This window comes from Mesorhizobium intechi (assembly GCF_002879535.1).
Taxonomy (GTDB): domain Bacteria; phylum Pseudomonadota; class Alphaproteobacteria; order Rhizobiales; family Rhizobiaceae; genus Mesorhizobium; species Mesorhizobium intechi.
The window spans coordinates 18,263-34,096 of record NZ_PNOT02000135.1; the positions used below are offsets into that span (position 1 = coordinate 18,263).

The following is a 15,834-nucleotide window of genomic DNA, read 5'->3' on the forward strand; positions in this document are numbered from 1 at the left end:
GAACCAAGACATCCTTCGGGTCGAGCTCGACCGAGGGACGTAGCGCCTTCGAACTGGCGCCACCTAACTACTGATCAAGGCGCATCATCATTCGATCAATCAGAGACTTGGCTGCAACCCGATTTGCAGAGCATTCATACACTAGATCAAAAAAGTTCTGGTAAATTGCCCGCTGCTTCGGCGGGAGGCGCATCAGAGGACTGGCTACCGGGGAAAGGTCCTCCATCAGTTCGCCAAGTCGAGCACGAATTCTTCCAATCGCGGCAGCATGCGTATCCGCAGCGTCTTTTAGTATGTCCATGCTCGCTATCTTGGTAAGGCGCAACAGCATCTGATCGGTCAAGAGTGCGAGGCGTTCCCGTTCCGCCGCGCTGACACCGCCTTGGCTGATAACCGACAGCGTGTCCTCGGCTGATTGGGCCTGCAGGTCGAATTCCCGCGCCCATTTTCTGCGTACCGAACTCGTCCGACAGCGCCGAGCAATGTCTCGGGCAGTCGGTGTGAGATGGTTCAACAGATTGTGGTAGTGCGCGTTCTGTTCGAAATGATCACGCCGCCCGTTCGGGACGACCTTCCTGTCGAGCACGTGCACCTCGCCCACAGACCAGACGTTGAACCGCGGTTCCGGAAACAGATCTTCAAGAAGCGTGTGGTCACCGACCTGGACGTTGCCGGCGCGAAGCCGGAGACCTTTCACAAGCGTTCCGGTCGGCACCGCCCCTTCGTACTCGTGATGCAGCACCCAGCCGACGGCCGCGACGACGCCGTCGATGCCGGGTATTTCGATTAGGGTCACATCATCGAAGGTAATATCCGCCTTGTTGTCCAAAACAAATCGATCGCGGTGCGGACGACAAAGCGGCTCTTCGGCGCCGTCGATGCGAATGTCCAACACACCGAGACCCAAATGACGTGAAAGTGCGTCGGTGATTTGCCCGCCGAAACGGAAATCTGGTGAGAACGGCAGGGGAGCGACCTGGCTCAGATAGTCGCCAATCGCCGTCGGGCTCATCAAGCGATCGTTCCGCAGTCTGACAATGCCCCTCATTTCAACTTCGAAAAATCGCTCCGGTGCGTCGGAGATTTCGACGCGTTGCAGCGTGGTCACTTGGCGGATCAGCTCCGCGATACCTGTATCCTCTTCCAATGCGCGCAGAGCTACCTTCAGTTGGCGGCAATCCCAACGCAGTTCGGAAATTTTGGCCTCACCCGGAACGCGCGAACGGAAGATCAGCTCCTGCGCGTATGCGAGCCCTGCGAGCCGGCCTACGCCGCGAAATCCACGGGCCGGTGTCCCACGCTTGGCACTGCCACCAAGTGCGGTCAACTTGCGACCGAATTCCTGGAAAGGAACGCCGCAGCCGTTGTCTCGAATTCGGACCGTCCGGCTACCAGGCTCTACCGAAATCTCGACACGGCCAAGCTCGCTGGCAGCGAGCTGGCCAGCCGCGCGAGCCGCATCGACCGCGTCAGCTGCGTTCTGAATGTATTCGCGGTACACGGTCATAGGGTCGACGTACATCGCGCTCGAGACGAGCTCGAGAACATCCTTGCCGATCACGATCTCCGGCAACTCGTGGCGTTCGGCCGTCCCGCGACTTGTTGACGCCGCCCGGGCGAGCTTGATTGCAGCCGTCGCGTTCATGCGGCGATCCCTTCCTGCGTCTTCGATTTGCAGACCGGCGAGGGCTCCGGTTCTTCATGGTCAAGGCCTGCGTCCTCGACCCGTTCATCCTCCGCCAGACCTGTTTCGGCAGTTGGCTCGCCCCTGGTAAGCTCCTTCTGCTTCGCCCAAATTGCAAACAGTTCGTCTTTAGGCACTGGCACGTAGAAGCGAAGAACCCGCTTCAGTGCCGCCGTTGTGGCCTGCTCCGCCAGCCCCGCAAACTGTCGAGGATCGCACGACGACAGTAACTCCAGCAGCTCGCGTCGTTCATAGCCATCGAGCCTGTTGAACTCGGCCCGGTACGCAGCGAGCCGCTCCTCGGGATCGAAACGTTCGTACCAATCGCGATTGAAGATGAAGTCGTGCGGGAGAGCCAGGATACGCTCGTACTCCTCGAACGTGTTGCCGAAGGCCCGCTTAAAAAAGGTGGGTTCGCCGCTGACGATGCCGTGGGTCGCCTGCAGGATGAGCTGCATCGAGCGGAGCTGGTAACGGGTCCACTTGCTGCCGATGTGACCACGGTCGGGCCGGTCGGTCGGCTGGAAGCGCATTGGAAACGACCAGATGCGTACGCCTAACTCCTCGTTGAGAGTCACGTTGAGCCGCATCCGCTCAAACAAGTCCGCAGGGTTGTCATGGAAGTTATAGAGCATGTAGTTCGAGAGCTCGGTGAGGCCGTATTCGGCGGCGTACCGCACCGCCTGTTCGTACGGCTTCCTCACACCGAGATGGTCAAACGCGATCCTCAGCGGCTTGAGGCAGATGGTCGCCAGTTCGCGCAGGTACATGGGATCCTTGCAGAGGATCCGGGCATCAACACCCTGATTAAAGTCGACCCGGCGCTGGACAGGCACCCGCATCCCTTCGCGCTGGAGCTTGGCGCCTGGCGTGAACCCGAGATCGCGGATTTCGGCGATGATCTCCTTGAAGCGCGGGCTTGCGACGACATTGTTGTCCATAAGGGTCAGGTCCTTCTTCGGACCGTAGAGCGCGTCGATGGCCTTAATGAGCGCCGTCAGTGACTCCGTGTCCCGCTGCGCGCCCTCCAGTTTTGGCACTCCGCAGAAGTGACATTTTCGAATACAGCCGCGGGAGGTGTACGCGAAGTAGGCATCACGAACCGGATACTTGTAGTCGATCTGATCGAGGATGCCGTAGTCGGGGACCAGATCCTCGATCGGGCGGCCACCGGTGTCCTCGGCGTAAAGCTCCTCTGAGAACTCATCCAACTGGAGCGCAACGGCCGGCGGATCCGAAAGCAGCCCTTTGATGAAGCGTATGCCCTGCCAGCGTCTCTCCTCAATGAAGCGCTCGTGCATCAATGAGGCGGCAATCCCGCCGACGAAAACTTTGTCGGCTTGACCGTTGGCAACCTCCAGCGCGAAATCGATCGTCTGCGCAATCTTCGGGTACTCGAAAGAGAAAAGTGTCGTGATGTAAATTCGGTCCCACGCCTGGTTCAGAACTGAGCGATCTTCCCCTTTGATGAATCGGACGCGATCTCGTTTCCCTCGCGGTCCATGATATTGGGCAATTTTCATAAGGCCGAGCGGTGGATACTTATTCTTGTAGCCGGGCTCGATCAGCAGAATATTCTTGTTAGCCATTGACCACCTTATAACGAGCGCGCTTCCGAACTTCGCGAATAAATTCTACCGCCTGCTTGACGCCGCCTTGGCCGCCAAAGCCCTTGAGGGGGCCGGAGGTGGACCAATCGATCGTTCCGGCGAAATCAGAAAGTGCGGTGATGAACGCCCGCTTGTCACATGATCGTCCAGCGTCGCGGCATTCGTTGACAATATCCGCCGCGATGCGAAAAAGCGCATAGACCCCCACACCCTTTGTCAGCATATGCTTGCGTGGACTGGCCCACTCCTGCGGGAGCACCACGCCAACCGCACGCCAGAAATCCAGCACGATACGCAGCGCTTCCTCGACCGAGTCCTTCGAAGACAGTTTGGTCGCCTTCAGGAACGCGTGGATGGCTTGCTGCATCATTCGCAGCGAAACGATCCTTTTCAGTCCGGAGGTCGTCTTGCCGCCTAGGTTCAGGCGCCGATGCCACGGCGAGTCTTCTTGGTTGTTCAGCTTGAATGCAATGAAAAGCTCGGGACGTTCGAGGGCCAGATCCTCGGCAAGTTGTGCTTCGTGGTAGTCGAGCAGACTGGTGCTCAGTCCCTTGGCTTTGCTGTTGATGATGCTGAAGACCTCCATTTCCTCGCGCTCGGAAAGCTCGATAAAGCACATGAATGGGAGGGGAATCGGCAGGTCGCCCAGGTGACCGAGGCGGTGCTGGCAGTCGACCTGTGCCATGATCTTCTGGGCGCCGGCCGAGATCTCCAAGCGAATGCGACCGTCCGGAAGCTCTTCGATCCGCCATTCGTCATTTAAGGCCGGCCGCAGGTTCAGCGTCAGCGGGATCGTCGAACTTTCGGGTTCCTTGATGTAGCGCCGAAAGTCCTGGCTGTGACGGTCGTTGAAAGGACGTTGATACCCGCGGCGGCTATCCTCATCGAGGATGTCGGCAAAGCTCAAGCGATAAAGAACGTCTGCCGGCGCGAAGCCGAGCAACACAGGCCTATGCGCCGATTGGCCTTTCAGGCAGTCGATAACAATAGCGGTTGTCACTGTTCGAATCCGACGACAAATTGCAGTTCCAGACTGCACATTCTGCAGTCTGGAACTGCAGGTCAAGGCGGAATTTTGTCTGCACGGCAACTTTTGCGGGCAATCCAACAAGCCGTTTTGCTATTCCCCCTAAAAGTTCGCTCGCGCTCAGTGCGGAGCAATGTTTTTGGGTCGAGGCTAAGGCACGGATTCGATCAGAGAAAAGGTTCGGCGCGATGCTGCACGATTGCGACAATACGATCCCGAATAAGATCTCCGTTGGGAGCCGCCTCCAGAGGTATAGCAACATGGGGAGCCGAGTCGAAGGTCCGTCGAGCGCAGTTTGCCATCAGTTGCGCGGCACGGGAAACCGGCAGTTCGATCGTCCGCGCAAGCGCGAGAAAATCATCGGGGGTCAAACGGTCGTCCTTGCCATTGAGCTTTAACGCCATCCGGTCGTGTTCGAGGCCCGGGAAAAGCCGGGTGGTTACCGCATCGTAGACGGGGGCGAACCGGACTTGCGTGAAGCCATCGGCGCCGTCTTCGGCAATTTTGAGCAGTGCCAAGTTTTTCAGATGCATGTCGCCATCAGCGATCAGCCAGGCGAAGACAGCACGTTGGAACAGGATTTCTATGTCGGCAACGGGATCGGTGGACAAGGGGCGCAGGCCGCGCGCCATTCGCTCCACGGTGCCATCGTATTTGCGGGCCGCCGGGAGTTCGAGGATCGAGCAGAAATCCTCAAGTGCAATTCGATGGATGTCGTTATGGGAACGGCGAATGTCGAACCGTTCGATCAGTAGGGCAGGTGGCATCTGGTCGGGCATGCGCACGAGGACCGCCTCCGGAACATCGAACGCGGCCTCGCGCGCCAGCATCAGGCAGATCCATTCCACGATGGGCAGGTCGTCAAAACCGCTCGTCCCGGCAGGCTTCAGGATATGGGTGAAAGGCTCGGTGATTGCTGGAACCAGATCACCGTCCTGCCTGAGGCACATCGGCGCCTTGATCTGTACGCCGGACAGCCGCGGTGTGTTTGCGTCCGCGAACAGGCGCGCAAGGTTATCCTGGAAGGTATCCTCGAGAGAACGTCGGGTCGGCCCTTTGTATTGGCCAGTGAAGAGTCCGCCAGCCTGGAAGTGAGCAAGACGCCCCTGCAGAACATCCTGCGGGACAGTTGCCAAGTCGACGGAACCGTCGACGATCGTTATGTTGGACATGTAGCGACGGCTCGTCCGGAGAGTTTCCCGTTCATCGCGATCATCGAGAACGTGTGCTAGCCAGCCTTCCGGAAGCAGCGATTCGATAAAAGGGGGTAGGCTGCCTGGGCGTGTCGGGCGGATCAATGGCGGCTGTCGACCCGCGGCCGCCGTCCAGCGCCATTCCACACCATCATGGATCAGTCGGCCGACAGGTTCCCCGTGCCAAGCTACGACGAGATCAATTTGCGCCCTGTTGACGGGTGCCTGGACCGGTCGAGCCGCGTTGAGAAAGGCTTCTGCGGCTTCGGCCTCGCGAGTCCATCTGTTGGCGCGCGCCAGAGCCCAAATGGCATCGGCCGCAGAGCTTGCATTCCCATACTCTTCGATCAACCGGTCTGCCATGCTTCGGCGCATAGCAGGGTCGATTGCACTTGCATGTTCGCTTCGTAGACGGAAAGCTTCCAGAAAACGCTGGCCGGGTGATGAGGCCGTGATATGGAACTCGCCCATGTCGTCGCCAACGATGACCGGTACCGTCGAGGGGTTGTCAGGCGCCTGGTTCTGTATGATTTCGAGACCCCGGATTCGGCTTCGCTGGTTACGACGCCCACTTAGGAAGAGGCGGCCGTCCACTGTAGGCGCGAGCTGGAATGCACTCGGGCCCGACAAAAAGGCGTGAGGGTAAAGGTAGGCAGCGATGCGGACGGCGTGGTCCATTACCGTCTTGTTTACGTCGTCGTTGGCGTCCACATAGACGCCGCGCAGCAAGCTCACGAGCGAGCCGGCCTGCGCGGCCATATAGGCTCGGTGCCTGTCGAGATTTTCACCGACGAGATGGAGCGGCATGACTTTCCCGTTTTTCAGATACGCGAAAGTTATACCGGATTCGCCCGTCTGTCAGCGAGAATGTTCCTGAAAAGCCCTCAAAGGTCTTATGATCGCGTAAAATCTCATTTCCTGATGGGACAGTTTGCGAATATTCGCGACTTGTGTCATCAAAGAGTGGAAAGGAGAAAGATCGTGGTCCACTCCATCCCAGCCGACGTGCTCAAACATGTTAGAGACGCCAGTGGCATGAGTCAGGCGACTCTCGCACGCGCGATGAACACTGTTCCCAGCGTGCTCTCCAAATTGGAGAAGGCAGATGAGGTCGAGCCGGAAATTGCTGAACGCTATTTGGCCGCAATCGGTACCCAGACCGCGACCGAAGTGAGCGAACACTACGCGCGAAACTGGCTGCGCGCAAAGCCACCATCCTTCCTGCATCCCGACCGAGAGGCGCTTTGGACGATCGATAGGGCCGCCCGAGACCTCCTTGCGTTCCAGGAACAAATGACGGACCCGATTCTGCGCGGACCGATCGATCTGCTTCGGAATGAACTTCAGATAACGGAAGCCTATCTGGACCGTCGTGACCACATTATGGCCTGGGTAGGGGATATCGGCGTCGGAAAAACCATGGCGCTTACCTATGCAGTTGGACTCCTGGTTGGCGATGGCCGCAGCGGACGCCGGCCTGCGTTCCCGGTGGGGCCTGGACGTACCACGGTCTGCGAAACGGCCATACGCGTCGCACCTACATTTGGTGTTCTTGTCGATACCGTTACGGAGGAGGAAGTCGTTAGACTGACGAAACAATTGGTCGCCAGTCTCGTGCCTGGGGCGAGTGGCGGCGGGCTGTCAGCCGAACTAGGCCGTCTGATCCGCAATATGGCTGGCATGAGGCCGGTCAGTCACATGGAAAATGATGAGCCGATTACCAAGGACCCAATCGTTGACCTTCTGAAAGAGGGCCTTGGCATCGACGAGGTTACCGATCGAATTGTGGGCGGAATGAGTCTGGCCGCTCGAAAGGAACGCCAGATGATTCTTCCGGAGGGGCGAGAGGATGGCCTGCTTTGGGTGTCAAATCTGGTATCGGCGATCAATAGTGGTGCGGAACCGCGCTTCAGTATCCCTCGACGCATCACCGTCCTGATGCCTTCGAACAATCTTAGTGCTGATGGTCAGACCCTATCCGTCATCGATACTCGCGGCGTGGAAGGCGTAACCCAGCGTCCTGATATCACCGCGTACGCAGAGGACTCCCGGACTCTCCTAGTACTCTGCACCAAATTCGCAGATGCCCCGAACACGACCGTCCAACGTCATCTTCAGGAATCGCAGGACGCGGCATCCGACGCGGCTGAGCGCTATCGGCAATGCATCCTTGTCTTGCCGCGCGGCGACGAAGCCCTTGAAATGCCTGGCCTTGATGGTCCTGTTATCTCCCGTCAGCAGGGCTACGGCCTTCGGCGCAAGGAGATTGAACAGGCTCTGGCCAATGTGGGCCTACCACCGACACCGGTTAACTTCTTCGATGCAAAAAACGACGACGCCGGCAAGATCTGGACGGCTCTTCGCGGTCAAATCGCTCGCATGCGGGCTGCCTATGCCGCTCGCGGCGTGAATGCGGCAGACGGCGTTCGAAACTTGATCGAGAATGTCGATGTCGTTCGCACGAGCGAAGCACGTCGGGAAATCGAGCAGGATCTGGCGCGCGTCCTGCACGCGGTCGGCGACCTTCCAGAAACAGTACGCCCCGCCTACCAGAACCTCATCGACCAGCTTGCGGTGGGGCATCACAGTTCAATTGCCGCCTCGATCTATCGGCGAGGCGATTGGGAGAATTTCCAGGTTGATCACATCTTGGGTACGGGGGTCCGGGTCGATGCCAATTTGCGTTCGCAAGCTCTCGTGCAACGTATCGAGCACAAGCTGATGGACCTCGAAAGCAAGTATGAGGATCTTGAAGCGATCGGCCAGAATCTGAGGGCACTTCGGGCGCGGCTAAGTGAGAGCCGACAGGAGTTTCTGGCGGCGGCGCGCACCATCGGCCGCGACGCCTATGGTGAACTGTTGTCGGACGCGGATATCTGGACACAGACGGCGGAACGTTACGGCCAAGGGGCCGGGTACAAACGCGACATCACGGCCGCGTGGCGCAATTGGTTTGAAACAACCGAGGGCGTGCGCCAGACGGCATCAAAGGTTAGTGAGCGCCTTCAAGATGCCTGGAGCGTCTGGGTACTCGAACCCCTCATGCGCGCAACGAGAGTTCAGCCTGACAGCGAGCCTGGCGGAGCCTAATTGCCCAACTCCATGCTGACAGCCAAATTCGAATATTGGTAAAACGCGTGACTGTTAGCCGGCGCTGTCACTTGAAGAATCGTCGAAGAGCAGCTGTTTGCGGCCGTCGACGGGCTCTCCCCCAAGGATGTGGCGCTTCACAAGTTCATGCACACGTCTCACATATTCGACCTTGTCCTTCGACAGCGGGCCTTTTTCTGCATGGTGCGTGACGGTGCGCGCCTTGTTGACTTTGCCGATCCACCGGACAAGCGTCGACTTGGCGCCTTTGCCGTAGAAATTGTAGCGATCCTTGAAAAGCTCCCAATTGCTGTCATGAAGCACAATGCCAAGATAGTCGATCAGATACAGATAGCGCCAACGCTCGTGCTCGCCATTGTCGTTGTTATAGTTCTTGTCGGCTTCAATCCGGATTGCCTTTGGCACGCCGGATAGCCACCACGCATCTTTCTCCTCACCAAACTTGGCCTTCAGCGTGGTCAGGACATCGTCGAAAAGAATTTGGTTGATCTCATCGATCATGATGCGAGCCTGTCGGGTTCCCTCGGCATCCTGGTTCTCCAGGTAGCGTTTGACCTCGGGGAGATCGAATGAGGGATCAGCGGTATGGATGATTGCCATCATCTGCAGGGCGTTTTGATCGACGCTGGCAAGCGAGCTGCCGCGGTTGCGAAAGCGGGCGATGTCAGATGGCGACGCATCATGAAAATAGGTGACTACGTGTTGCGCCAGCGGTCTGACGAGCTCGACGATATCGTCGGCTTCAAGCGACACCACGCGCGTTCCGTCGCGCTCGATGAAGACGATGAGCTTGCGGAGAAGAACAAGCAGTGCCCGCAGACCCAGGTTTGTGCAGAGATAGCCGCCCTTGGCATCGCCCAGTGCCCAGTGTTCCGGCACGCCATCCGCAAAAATGGCGAAGTAGCCCGACAAGGTGGAAGTCGCCTTTTTCATCATGGCGGCCGAGTCATCTGACAACGTACCCAGCGGGCCCGGGATCAGCCTGACACTACCCTTCTTGCCACCCGACTTGTGAACCGATCCGAGGAGACTGTTGCCCTCGATGCCATCCGCGAGAGAGGTGAGGGTCAGACACTGGAAATTGTCCTTCTGCTGACCGACTGTGAGTATGCGGTCACGGACCGGTGACTGCTTTTCCTCGTCCAACTTCAGCACGATGCGCGCGCACATCGCGTCCAGCCGCTTGCGGGGGTCCTCATCATCGATGTTGAGCGACGAGATGATTTCATTCACGAGATTGCGCTGAACCTTGACCTGCTGCGTATTGATGTCAACGAACATCTCTATTTCCTGCCGGACCGGCAGGTTCTGGTAAGCCAGAACGGAGACGACGGACCGATCCTCATCGGCATCGCGGCCTGCGTACGCGTAGCCATAGAGCCGATGCTGCCCATCGATGACCCATGCGGACCCGTATTGGCCGGGAAGATCGAGAGTGCCAGTCGCGGTATCTCCGAACGTTTCCTGGCTGTTGAAATTCAGGCCATCGAGCTTAACGTTGACGACGATGTTGGTTGGGAACGTGCCGCCGCGATCGAGATAGGCGCCGATTGATCGGAGCCGCGTAGGCTTCACCATGCGCTGGTACGTCTCGAGGTCTTCGTTGGATGTAGCGCCCATATGACTGATGTACGCGATGCGCAACAGGTCGTGGGGCGACATCAGGAAGCTGTAGAAGGTCGTATTGCCGACTTTGCCGCGGTTCGCCGGGACGCGCGTACGCAGGCCCTCAACTTTTTCACCCTTGAGATAACGGCCGAGAAACTGGTATCGCGCCGCCGATTTCAGAATGCTGGTGAGCTTAAAAAAATACGCGACGTCGGCCTCTGTGATAATCGGCACGCCTGCTGCCGCGGCACGTTGCCGGTCGGCAGTGCGGATGTCGACGTTTCGTGTTGCGATCGCGATTTTGACTTTCAGCTTTGGATCCCGGCCAAACGTCGAATGCACCGCGGTGACGACGTCTTCTCTGATCGCCCCAATCTTGTCGAGCAACTGCTTTACGGACTTGGTTGCAGTATCCTGTGCATGTGTGCATTCGACGACGAAAACCGTCTCATCGTCCTTCGCAAAAACATCGAGCTGCCGCCGTGACCCATCCTTCCCCATGATGTAGAAATTTCGATCAGGGTTTAGCGCCTTGAAGCCCATCCGGTAAAGCAGCGTCCAAACATCATCCTCGAGCTGCCGATCGATAGGCTTGGCACGCTCAAGGCGAAGCGACCGCTTGTTTCGCTTCGCGAGCGTCCACCCGTCCGCCTCTTCTGCCGCAAGCTTCATGTCTAGCGCGGCGGCTGAACCGGCCGACACCGTCTTCTCGTCCACCTTCTTCGCTCGCACGACGGACGCAACGCGCAGTTCGTCATCCGAAACCAACATCCCCAAAGAAGCCGCCATCGTCCTTCCCCGCATGCTTGCCGCATCAGTTTGACGCAAGTAATCCAATCCGACCCACCATTCACGTATTGCAGTAGAGTATCTACAGCACATATGCCCAAATCGTTGCGCTGTCTTTCTCGGCTCAGTAGAAGCGCTCCCACAAAAGTACCTGGAGCCGGCGGCACATGGCGCTCGGACAAAGACCCGCAATGTCGTTCGGCACATCGATCCGGCGCTATCTGGCGAAATTCCGCCGGATCATTTCTGAGGACTCGTCAAAAGAGGTACCCATGCCCGCCCTATTTGAAGACAAGAAAAGGGATAGGACGTCGCCAAAGAAAGCAGGTGAAGACGATTTTGCGTTTTACGACAGCTCAGCTCGCAAGCCTTTTGCCCTTTATCGTCAGCTCGTAAACGGATGGTTGGCGGAGTTCCCGCAAACGGAACAGGCCGACTTGGTCAAACGATTACGCGGCGGTTCGAACGTTCAATATCAAGCGACAATGGCCGAAATTGTTGTTCACGCAGCATTGCGCCGACTCGGGCATAACGTGGAAATTCATCCTTTCTGTCCGCATCCAACACGTAGACCAGACTTCTTGGTCAAGGATGCGAACGGAGGTCCTTTGGCCTTCGTAGAAGTCACGACATTCGGGCCGGACTTGGAGACAGTGGGCCGCGACAACCGTGAGGCAGCAATTTATAATGCTTTGGAAACGGTGAAGCTGCCAGCCGGATGGCTGATGGGTTACAGCGTCGAAAAGCACGGCAAATCATCACCCAGTCTTGGCAAGCTCAGGTCTGAAGTCGAAGCGTGGGGGGCACAGGAGTGTGGCGACAATGTTCAGCACATGCCCAGTCGCATTTTCGACGCTACTGACTGGAAGATCGAACTCACACTTCATGGTGGGTACGACAAGGAGAAGCTGTATGAGCGCAAGATTGCGGCTGCCATGAGCGGTGTGCGATCGGTTGCGCCGCATCTTGACCTCCGCCAGGCCCTTGAGATCAAGGGACAAAGGTACCGAATTTCCGAAACACCGTATCTAATCGTTGTTGCCGACTGCAAAGGATCGATTCCCGTAGGCGACCATGTTGCCGACGCACTGATTGACGCCTTGTTTGGAAGTCCCTGCGTTCATTTTCGCCGCCGGCCCGACGGCGGATTTGATACCGAAAATGACCGGACAAATGACGGCTACTGGGGACGCCACGGCGCTCCGCGCAATCGCAATGTGAGCGCCGTCGTCATATTTCCAGAGCCCAATCTTTGGAAACTGCGCGACGAACGTTGGCAACCACTCATCGCTTACAATCCGTTTGAAGCCAACCCGCTTTCTAGGGGACTGTTGCCGTTGCCTGGCTACGATCTCGATAGCGAAGCAGAATATGTGCGCAAAGGCGGCACGCAGCTTGCGGACATATTAGAACTTCCGGCGGCTTGGCCACCGGACGATTGAATGTTTATACCGCGAACACGATGTTCGCTTTTTGTGCTTCGAAAGTCGCATAAATGGCATTATCGAATTGGGAGTGATGTCCCGAATAATTGGCATCTCCAGTTGCCGCCCGGATAATCATTGGCGACGAACACCTCGAGATGGTCGACACCCTAAGCTTCATCGGTGAATCATATTTAAGCGGCAAGGGATCCTTCCCGAAATCGAGCGGCAGCGCGGGTCTTGCCGGCCGGCCGCATCGACTCGCCACGCCTCCGCTAGATCGAGCGGCGTAGCGCCTCCAACATTGAGTTCGCAGTGCCGCTGTCCTAGCCGGCGAAGATCGTGTTCGTCATCCCCGCGGTTCCGGCGGCGATGCACCCACCGCTGGCCCTCATCTGATGCGCGCTTCGCCCTGCGGACAGCAGACAGCGAAGCCGCCACGGCCGCGAAAATCTCGCAATGTCGGCTCGATTCCAGGTCCCGTCCGCCACTTTTGCGGGGTGATCCGTGCAGGTGCCTGGCGTGGATCGTGCCAACCATCCCCTGACCGCATCATTGCCAGCGTCCTCCTTCAGCCGGCCGAGCCTCGCGACGCCGGATCGATCATAACGATACTCTTCGAAGAACATTCTCTTTGTAGCAAGCGTGACGGTCTGCGCTGTCTTACCGAGTTTCAGCCTTTGCCATCGCCTCCTGTCCTCCCTGCCGCGCGTCACTCTAACCTGCTCTCATCACCTCACCTCACGCGGGAAAGAGTGTCGTTAACGTCATCCTGTGCGGGAAATGTCACAGCGATAAGACAGAACGCAGAAAAGCCGTAGTGGCGTCCTGCCAAGCAACCCTATTGCAGAGTCCACCGGGCCCGCCGGCGACATAATCAAGGAGCTCTCGCATAGGACAAGCCGGTGTTTGGTTCTCCCGGGTCATCTGCGATTTAAATCAAATCTGTCTGTGGATATTGACGATTGCGTGACCCTCACCTCGTAGACGGCTAACGCGGGCGGCAACTGAGAGGGTCATATGACAAGCGATTTTTCCGCCGCGCGAGTGCATCTAGATCGAGCATATCATTACCTGCGAGGCGATGACCCGATCAGCCAGAGAGGGCGCGAAGCCTTGGATCTGCTAATTGAGGCAGTTGCCGTCGAGGAGTTCAAGCAGCCGAGCCAAAACGCGGAGGTGCTAATGTTTCCGATTGGGCGCCGCTTCTGAGGCCGAATATTGCCCGTCAAGGCATGAGCCGAGTCGGCAATCGAATGGGAGTCCGAAGCCTGTCGCCCACAACCTTCTGAATTTCGCTGCGCCTATTGTCATCGGCGGCAGCTATTCCGGAATGGCCGCCGCCCGGCAGTTCCGCCGCGCCCGCGCCAGGTGCCGGGTTGTGGCGGAACGCTTTTTGCCAGCCATTCGCCTGCCTTCCTGTCCCAGGACGGCGTCGATCCGGCCGAGATCACGGAACGGTCGCCTGAGTAGCTTTCGCGCTACGCGACCCCCTGGTACGACGGAACGGCCGAACGGGTGAGAGGAGCCGCGACGGTTTCGGGTCCTACTGGCTGACGGCCCTCCGCGGAGGGCCGTCGAGTCTTTTTCGCTGCCGGCGTTTGAGATGCGCTGCCAAGGGTCAATGAGCTGGCGGAGATATGGGGGAACAGCATTCCACGACCCTGATGTATGGCTGTGAACTCTAACGGGACGGCTCGGCGTGATTGGTGCCGATCCTGCTCGGCTCACCAGGCACCTCGCTTGTCCGAATGAGGAGGTCTTTGCCCTGCGGAGCGAATGCTCATTTTTCCATAATCATTGCATATATCAGTGCTAGGAAGGTCCGAATTGGAAACGAAAACAATGGGGCGAGGCTTATGATGTTGAGCTGTAGCCGAGGCAAATCGCCTGCACAGCTTTTCCGCTATCTATCGGCCAAGTGGCCTGCGGCGTTCAATCCGAAAGCGCCCAGGCCGCTCAAGATCGGCATCCATCATGACATTCGGGTGCTCGACGGCGAACTGTCCGATGATGAATTGAGGAGAGCCCTGCTGGCGTATACCAAGATGGCCAAATACTTGGCGAGACTGGATGCCGGCGCCGCACGGGTCAATCTCGATGGCAAACCGGCCGGCGTGGTCTCGGATGCGGACGCGGCGACCGCCAAGGCTTTGCTTTGCTCCCGCAAGGACAAACAAAAGGGCAAGCAAACGCCGGAGCCAAGGGTAGAGCCTCAAGCGCCACCCAAACCAAAACCGAAGCGAACCGCCGTGTCCAAGGCGAAGAATACGGCCGACAGCCCGACCGGCATAATCGTTGAGACGAAGCGTCGCCGGTCATTCCGAAAGCCGATGACTTGATCGCCGCTGAGCGATAGCTCGCGCCGACCGGGACAGCCCTCAGGGTCGGAGCACATGGCGCCCGCGCCAATCCGAATTGCCGCGATCGCAATGGAGCTGCCGCATTCGCGCGCGAAAAACGGACTGGTCGGTCATCCCTTCTTCGGGATGAACGAAGGCCGGAGGCTATTCCGATGGTCGTTCTGGCTACCGCTGCGACCGTGATATTTCGGGATGGCAGTCAGATCGATGCCGGCCCAGATTGACTGTGGCCATACTGCTGCTCAACCTCCTCTCAGTTGATGACGTTGGAAAGAATGGGAAGCAGATTGGGAAATTCAGCGCGCAGGCCTGACGGCGCCAGCTTCTGCCGGGCGATCGCTTCAGGCGTGGCGGCAGGTGAACCCGAGCAGGCGGCAAAAAGCGACGCCAACGGCGCTCTGGCCATGGCTGTCGAATATTGGCCCTGAATCTCCACGTTGGTGCAGCGTCGCAGCACGCCCTTGATCATCGCGGCGACCTCCGAAGACGAACAGCGCTCGAGTTGCGAGAAAATGCAGGTCGAGCCCTTTTCGACATGCCAGTAGGTCATCACGCCGCGACCGCCATAGCGGACATGCCATTCCGTCATCAGGTTGCCGTCCCAAGCGCCGAACTTCTTGGACTCCGACGCGCAGGCCGTCCCGGCTTCGCCCCAGATGGCGGTGTTGCGGATAGCCAAAGTGTTGCATTGGCAACGCGCCCGCAAGCCGCCTCGAACGCGCCCCTAAGCAAGCACGTGAACCCCTGAGCCAACCTCCTATGGGTCAATAGGGTCAGGTGGCCTGCCATCATTCCAGGACAGGACAACTGACAAAGAAGGTGTCGCCTATCCGACACTCTTCTGTCGTCTTTGTTGGGTCCGCGACACCGGCCTATTTCGCCGAGCTCTTGTCTGGCCTCAGGCTAATCCGCTGAAAAGTAATCACAATGTTTTTCTTCTGCTGGGTCGGCCAAATTGGCACGAGTTTTGAAACTCCTTCGTTGGGAGCCGGGAGCCGCCGACCGACCTTCATTTCGTGGATGAC

Annotated in this window: 9 protein-coding genes and 1 pseudogene; 4 read left to right on the forward strand and 6 right to left on the reverse strand. The window is 58.2% G+C overall.

Annotation, left to right across the window (positions count from 1 at the left end):
- Positions 1–67: 67 nt before the first annotated feature.
- The 4 genes from C1D09_RS11810 to C1D09_RS11825 all read right to left on the reverse strand — a co-directional run bounded on the left by C1D09_RS11810 (position 68) and on the right by C1D09_RS11825 (position 6,321).
- On the reverse strand, positions 68–1,645 hold the full coding sequence (locus C1D09_RS11810) for an ATP-binding protein (protein WP_143974452.1): 1,578 nt from the start codon (positions 1,643–1,645) through the stop codon (positions 68–70).
- A complete protein-coding gene (locus C1D09_RS11815; RefSeq protein ID WP_143974454.1) occupies positions 1,642–3,273 on the reverse strand; it encodes a radical SAM protein in 1,632 nt (543 codons plus the stop codon). Before C1D09_RS11815 ends, C1D09_RS11810 begins: the two co-directional genes overlap by 4 nt.
- Entirely contained in the window at positions 3,266–4,294 is a 1,029-nt protein-coding gene (locus C1D09_RS11820; protein ID WP_143974455.1) for a DGQHR domain-containing protein, read from the reverse strand. The genes C1D09_RS11815 and C1D09_RS11820 overlap by 8 nt, the downstream gene beginning before the upstream one ends.
- A gap of 194 nt (positions 4,295–4,488) precedes the next feature.
- A complete protein-coding gene (locus tag C1D09_RS11825; protein ID WP_143974457.1) occupies positions 4,489–6,321 on the reverse strand; it encodes a type II toxin-antitoxin system HipA family toxin in 1,833 nt (610 codons plus the stop codon).
- On the opposite strand from C1D09_RS11825, the gene C1D09_RS11830 reads away from it, so the two are divergent.
- The gene (locus tag C1D09_RS11830) at positions 6,283–8,604 is read left to right on the forward strand and encodes a helix-turn-helix domain-containing protein (protein WP_143974459.1); all 2,322 of its coding nucleotides are present in this window, start codon (positions 6,283–6,285) and stop codon (positions 8,602–8,604) included. The genes C1D09_RS11825 and C1D09_RS11830 overlap by 39 nt on opposite strands.
- A 54-nt stretch (positions 8,605–8,658) precedes the next feature.
- Here C1D09_RS11830 and C1D09_RS11835 read toward each other — a convergent pair whose 3' ends face one another.
- Positions 8,659–11,022 carry a DGQHR domain-containing protein gene (locus tag C1D09_RS11835; protein ID WP_167514571.1) on the reverse strand — a complete coding sequence of 788 codons (2,364 nt, stop codon included), beginning with the start codon at positions 11,020–11,022 and terminating at the stop codon, positions 8,659–8,661.
- A 167-nt stretch (positions 11,023–11,189) separates the two neighbouring features.
- Here C1D09_RS11835 and C1D09_RS11840 point away from each other — a divergent pair, with 167 nt between their 5' ends.
- The 3 genes from C1D09_RS11840 (at position 11,190) to C1D09_RS11850 (ending at position 14,788) form a co-directional block, all read left to right on the forward strand.
- Complete coding sequence (locus C1D09_RS11840) at positions 11,190–12,464, forward strand: hypothetical protein (protein WP_167514572.1); 1,275 nt, start codon at positions 11,190–11,192, stop codon at positions 12,462–12,464.
- Positions 12,465–13,466: 1,002 nt separating this feature from the next.
- On the forward strand, positions 13,467–13,658 hold the full coding sequence (locus C1D09_RS33730) for a hypothetical protein (RefSeq protein WP_109671438.1): 192 nt from the start codon (positions 13,467–13,469) through the stop codon (positions 13,656–13,658).
- Between the two features lie 497 nt (positions 13,659–14,155).
- Positions 14,156–14,788 (forward strand): ProQ/FINO family protein, encoded by a 633-nt coding sequence (locus tag C1D09_RS11850; protein WP_246135714.1) that lies wholly within the window; start codon positions 14,156–14,158, stop codon positions 14,786–14,788.
- Positions 14,789–15,065: 277 nt separating this feature from the next.
- Here C1D09_RS11850 and C1D09_RS11855 read toward each other — a convergent pair.
- Positions 15,066–15,473, reverse strand: a pseudogene (locus C1D09_RS11855) (Tn3 family transposase); the annotation flags it as partial.
- Between the last annotated feature and the right edge of the window lie 361 nt (positions 15,474–15,834).

What these genes read in the sequence shown, in the direction of transcription:
- C1D09_RS11810 (WP_143974452.1), bottom strand. Translation starts at nt 1,645, where the DNA reads ATGAACGCGACGGCTGCAATCAAGCTCGCCCGGGCGGCGTCAACAAGT.
- C1D09_RS11815 (WP_143974454.1), bottom strand. Translation starts at nt 3,273, where the DNA reads ATGGCTAACAAGAATATTCTGCTGATCGAGCCCGGCTACAAGAATAAG.
- C1D09_RS11825 (WP_143974457.1), bottom strand. Translation starts at nt 6,321, where the DNA reads ATGCCGCTCCATCTCGTCGGTGAAAATCTCGACAGGCACCGAGCCTAT.
- C1D09_RS11835 (WP_167514571.1), bottom strand. Translation starts at nt 11,022, where the DNA reads ATGGCGGCTTCTTTGGGGATGTTGGTTTCGGATGACGAACTGCGCGTT.
- C1D09_RS11840 (WP_167514572.1), top strand. Translation starts at nt 11,190, where the DNA reads ATGGCGCTCGGACAAAGACCCGCAATGTCGTTCGGCACATCGATCCGG.
- C1D09_RS33730 (WP_109671438.1), top strand. Translation starts at nt 13,467, where the DNA reads ATGACAAGCGATTTTTCCGCCGCGCGAGTGCATCTAGATCGAGCATAT.